The organism is Caballeronia sp. INML1, assembly GCF_023631085.1.
Classification (GTDB): domain Bacteria; phylum Pseudomonadota; class Gammaproteobacteria; order Burkholderiales; family Burkholderiaceae; genus Caballeronia; species Caballeronia turbans.
In genome coordinates this window covers 1-4,038 of sequence record NZ_JALQDT010000046.1, presented here as the reverse complement: position 1 = coordinate 4,038, position 4,038 = coordinate 1, and the positions used below count along the sequence as shown (strand labels likewise).

General features: G+C 62.9%; 3 protein-coding genes and 2 pseudogenes. 3 read left to right on the top strand and 2 right to left on the bottom strand.

Translation table 11 applies throughout. The annotated features are described in order from the left end of the window. Together NCR38_RS14210 and NCR38_RS14205 are read right to left on the bottom strand one after the other, a co-directional pair. Positions 1-92: pseudogene (locus NCR38_RS14210) on the bottom strand (succinate dehydrogenase, cytochrome b556 subunit); the annotation flags it as partial. A gap of 170 nt (positions 93-262) precedes the next feature. Further along, complete coding sequence (locus NCR38_RS14205) at positions 263-1,054, bottom strand: GntR family transcriptional regulator (protein ID WP_250477269.1); 792 nt, start codon at positions 1,052-1,054, stop codon at positions 263-265. Between the two features lie 614 nt (positions 1,055-1,668). On the opposite strand from NCR38_RS14205, the gene NCR38_RS14200 reads away from it, so the two are divergent. From NCR38_RS14200 to NCR38_RS14190, 3 genes and pseudogenes are all read left to right on the top strand, one after another. Continuing rightward, positions 1,669-2,655, top strand: a complete 987-nt coding sequence (locus NCR38_RS14200; RefSeq protein WP_061122000.1) for a malate dehydrogenase — start codon at positions 1,669-1,671, stop codon at positions 2,653-2,655. 161 nt (positions 2,656-2,816) lie between these two features. After that, on the top strand, positions 2,817-3,821 hold the full coding sequence (locus NCR38_RS14195) for a CoA ester lyase (RefSeq protein WP_061122001.1): 1,005 nt from the start codon (positions 2,817-2,819) through the stop codon (positions 3,819-3,821). Between the two features lie 98 nt (positions 3,822-3,919). After that, positions 3,920-4,038, top strand: a pseudogene (locus NCR38_RS14190) (2-methylcitrate synthase); the annotation flags it as partial.

Sequence of the window (4,038 nt, the reverse complement as noted above, 5' to 3'; positions counted from 1 at the left end):
ACCTTTCCTGCCAGCGGCAAGCGGTACTTCGCGAGTTGGCCGAGTCCGATGTTCCGGTATTCGGGCCTTGGTTTTTTTACGGCTTCAGCCATGCTAGACCCCAACTTGTTAAAACACTAATCCGCGATTTTAGCGCCTTTTTATTTCGCGCTGCAGCGAAAAGCGGTCCAAGAGACTGTTGCTCCGTGCGCGAAAATGGCCGTGTTGACGCACCTTTTCCGCGAGCACTCAGCCTGTGCTCGCGGCCCCGTTCTTCATTCGATCAACTCAGGTCGTTCTGATAGTAATAACCAGTCGTGACGTACCATCCGCGCCGCACTTCGACGGGGCGATCGCCATAGGTATAAGACACGCGCTCCACCGATAACAGCGGAAATCCCTGCGTCACATCGAGAAACTGCGCGACGGTCTCGTCGGCGGCAACGGCGCGGATCTTTTCCGTCGCACGGATCATGCGAGTGCCGAACTCCGTCTCGAACATTGCGTAGAGCGGGCCTTTGTACTCGGCGAGGCGCTCGGCCGTGAGTCCACGAAACACCGCGCCTGGCAGCCAGATCTCGTCGAATACGGTCGTGACGCCATCGAACTGCAACAGACGCTTGATAAGAACGACGGGATCGGCGGGCTTCAGATCCAGTTGACGCGCGATCTCGGCGGGAGCGCGCAGCCGTCTGCATTCGAGCAGGCGGCTGACGTGAGGATGAACGTCGCCGTCGTCGGGCAGGAGGCGCAGGAAGCGGAACTGCACGCGATCTTCGTTGTGCGTCGCAACGAACGTGCCTTTACCCTGACGGCGAACGAGGAGGTTGTCGGCGGCGAGTTCGTCGATCGCTTTGCGGACCGTGCCCTGACTCACCTTGTAGCGCGCGGCCAACTCGACTTCGCTCGGGATGATTTCGCCAGGCTTCCATTCGCCGGACTCGAGCCCCTGCGTGATGAGCGCCTTGATTTGCTGATACAGCGGGCTGAACGTCGGCGACGGCGTGCTCGCGGCAGCCTCAGCCGCCGGTGCAGTGCCATTGGGGGTCGTCGTGCTCGCCGGGTTGGAATTCATGCCGCGCATTTCAACACAAGGGCCGCCGTGCGTCCAGACTTTTCCCGCCGATTCCTATGTCTTATATAAGACATAAGATAGTGTTGACTTTACCTCGGACCGCTCCTACACTCTTTCTCGAGCAAGGGTTTGCGGGTCGTTGCCAGCGCGCAGGAACCGCCGGTCAGCGTGTTTTCACAGCGGCTTTCTCGCCGAGAGCACGCGGAGTCGCGGCATCCACGCATTGCGCAGCTTACCGCCAGGCACGCCCTTTCGCTTTCGCCTCACGCCGATCGGCCACTCGATTCGCGCGCCGCTGCCTGCCCCACGCCTCGCAACGTCAAGCGCCGTCTCGAATGGGCGCGTTGCCGTCAGACCCAAGCGAAATCATCGCGTCCTTCCAGACCGTTCCGCACGCCTCTCGCTCGAAGAGAAGGATTCATGGCATGACGGTCGCGCCGCTCGAGCATTCATGCGACGCGAATCCACGAATGAACGCGCGCAACGCCACGTGGCAACCGCGTTCGGCGGTTTCGCGCACGGCATGGCCGGCATGTCTTCATCAACGCTTTGCGTAACGCGCATAAAATGGCGTTTTTCCCTAGCGTTCCACGCACTGTCCAGGAGAGTTCTCAATGGCTAAGTCCGCAAAGCGCGTTGCCGTAACCGGCGCCGCAGGTCAAATCGGCTACTCGCTGCTGTTCCGTATCGCCAACGGCGATCTGCTCGGCAAAGACCAGCCCGTGATTCTTCAGTTGCTCGATCTGCCGCAAGCGCAAGCCGCTGTGAAGGGCGTCGTGATGGAACTGGAAGATTGCGCATTCCCGCTGCTCGCGGGCGTGGTCGTCACGGACGATCCCAAGGTCGCGTTCAAGGACGCCGATGTCGCGCTGCTGGTCGGTGCGCGTCCGCGTTCGAAGGGCATGGAGCGCAAGGATCTGCTGTCGGCGAACGCCGAGATTTTCACGGTTCAGGGCAAGGCGCTGAATGATGTCGCGAGCCGCGACGTGAAGGTGCTGGTCGTCGGCAACCCGGCGAACACGAACGCGTACATCGCGATGAAGTCGGCGCCGGATCTGCCGAAGAAGAACTTCACCGCCATGCTGCGCCTGGATCACAACCGCGCGCTGTCGCAGCTGGCGGCCAAGTCGGGCAAGCCGGTCGCTTCGATCGAGAAGCTCGCGGTGTGGGGCAACCACTCGCCGACGATGTACCCGGACTTCCGCTTCGCGACCGCCGAAGGCGAGAACCTCACGAAGCTCATCAACGACGACGAATGGAACCGCAACACGTTCATCCCGACCGTCGGCAAGCGCGGCGCGGCGATCATCGAAGCGCGCGGCCTGTCGTCGGCGGCATCGGCGGCTAACGCGGCGATCGATCACGTGCGTGACTGGGTGCTCGGCACGAACGGCAAGTGGGTCACGATGGGCATTCCGTCGGACGGCTCGTACGGCATTCCGGAAGACATCATCTACGGCGTGCCCGTCACGTGCGAAAACGGCGAGTACAAGCGCGTCGAAGGCCTGGAAATCGACGCGTTCTCGCGCGAAAAGATGGACGGCACGCTGAACGAACTGCTCGAAGAGCGTGACGGCGTCGCGCACCTGCTCGGCAAGTAAGCACGTGTTGAAAGGGAAGCTCGCAAGGGCTTCCCGTCAGCGCGGACGCCTCGTCGCGTTCGCGCCTGATCCGATCGCGCTTGAAAGATGTTCGAGCGCGATCGGATCAGATGCATGAGCAGATCGAATTCACATCCCTCCAATCGGACCCGATGCCGACGATGCGCGATCTCACTCCCGCCGAAGTGCTGTTTGACGGCGAACCGCAGCCTGCCGTGCTTCCGCCCTGCGATCACTACGCCGGCAGCGAGAAGCTGATGAAGAAATCATTGGCGTTGCAGGCGCAACTGGGCCCGGTGTTCGACATCACGCTCGATTGCGAGGACGGCGCGCAAGTCGGTCACGAAGCCGAACACGCCGAGCTGGTCGCATCGTTGGTCGGCGGCGAGGAAGACCGTTTCGGGCGCGTCGGCGTGCGCATCCACGACTTCCATCATCGTGCGTGGCGCGACGACGTGCGCATCGTCCTGCGCCACGCGAAGCACGCGCCCGCGTTCGTCATGCTGCCGAAGATCCGCAGCGCCGTCGATGCCGCCGAGATGGTCGCTTTCATCGAAGCATCGCGCTGCGAGTTCGGCATTCCGAAGCCGATTCCCTGTCATCTGCTCATCGAGACGCATGGCGCGCTCGCGCAAGCGTTCGAACTCGCCGCGCTGCCGGGCGTCGAATCGCTGAGCTTCGGCCTGATGGATTTCGTGTCCGCGCACAACGGCGCGATCCCCGATACCGCGATGCGCTCCCCGGGTCAGTTCGATCATCCGCTCGTGCGGCGCGCGAAGCTGGAGATCGCCGCCGCATGTCACGCGCACGGCAAGGTGCCATCGCACAATGTGTCGACGGAAGTGCGCGACATGAGCGTCGTCGCGAACGATGCCGCGCGCGCCCGCAACGAGTTCGGCTACACGCGCATGTGGAGCATCCATCCGGACCAGATCAGGCCGATCGTCGAGGCGTTTTCGCCGCGCGCCGAAGAAATTGCGCTCGCGGCCGAGATCCTGCTCGGCGCGCAACGCGCGCAGTGGGGCCCGACGCGTCACGGCGACACGCTGCATGACCGCGCGAGCTATCGTTATTACTGGGCGGTGCTGCGTCGCGCGCATGCGACCGGCCAGACCATACCGGAACAATGCGCGCCGCTCTTCGCCGCGCCGGGTACAGGGGCATGAGCGCGAATTCAGCGTCGCACAGGCGTGCATGCCAGGCGCGAGCGTCAAGCACCACAAGTAACGCCGCGTAGCGAGCGTACGAAAGGAGACCGGAGAGCATGACTGATACCGCATCGACCGAAGCACCCGCAACCGCTGGTTTCAAGCCGAAGAAATCCGTCGCGCTGTCCGGCGTGACGGCGGGCAATACCGCGCTGTGCACGGTCGGCAAGACCGG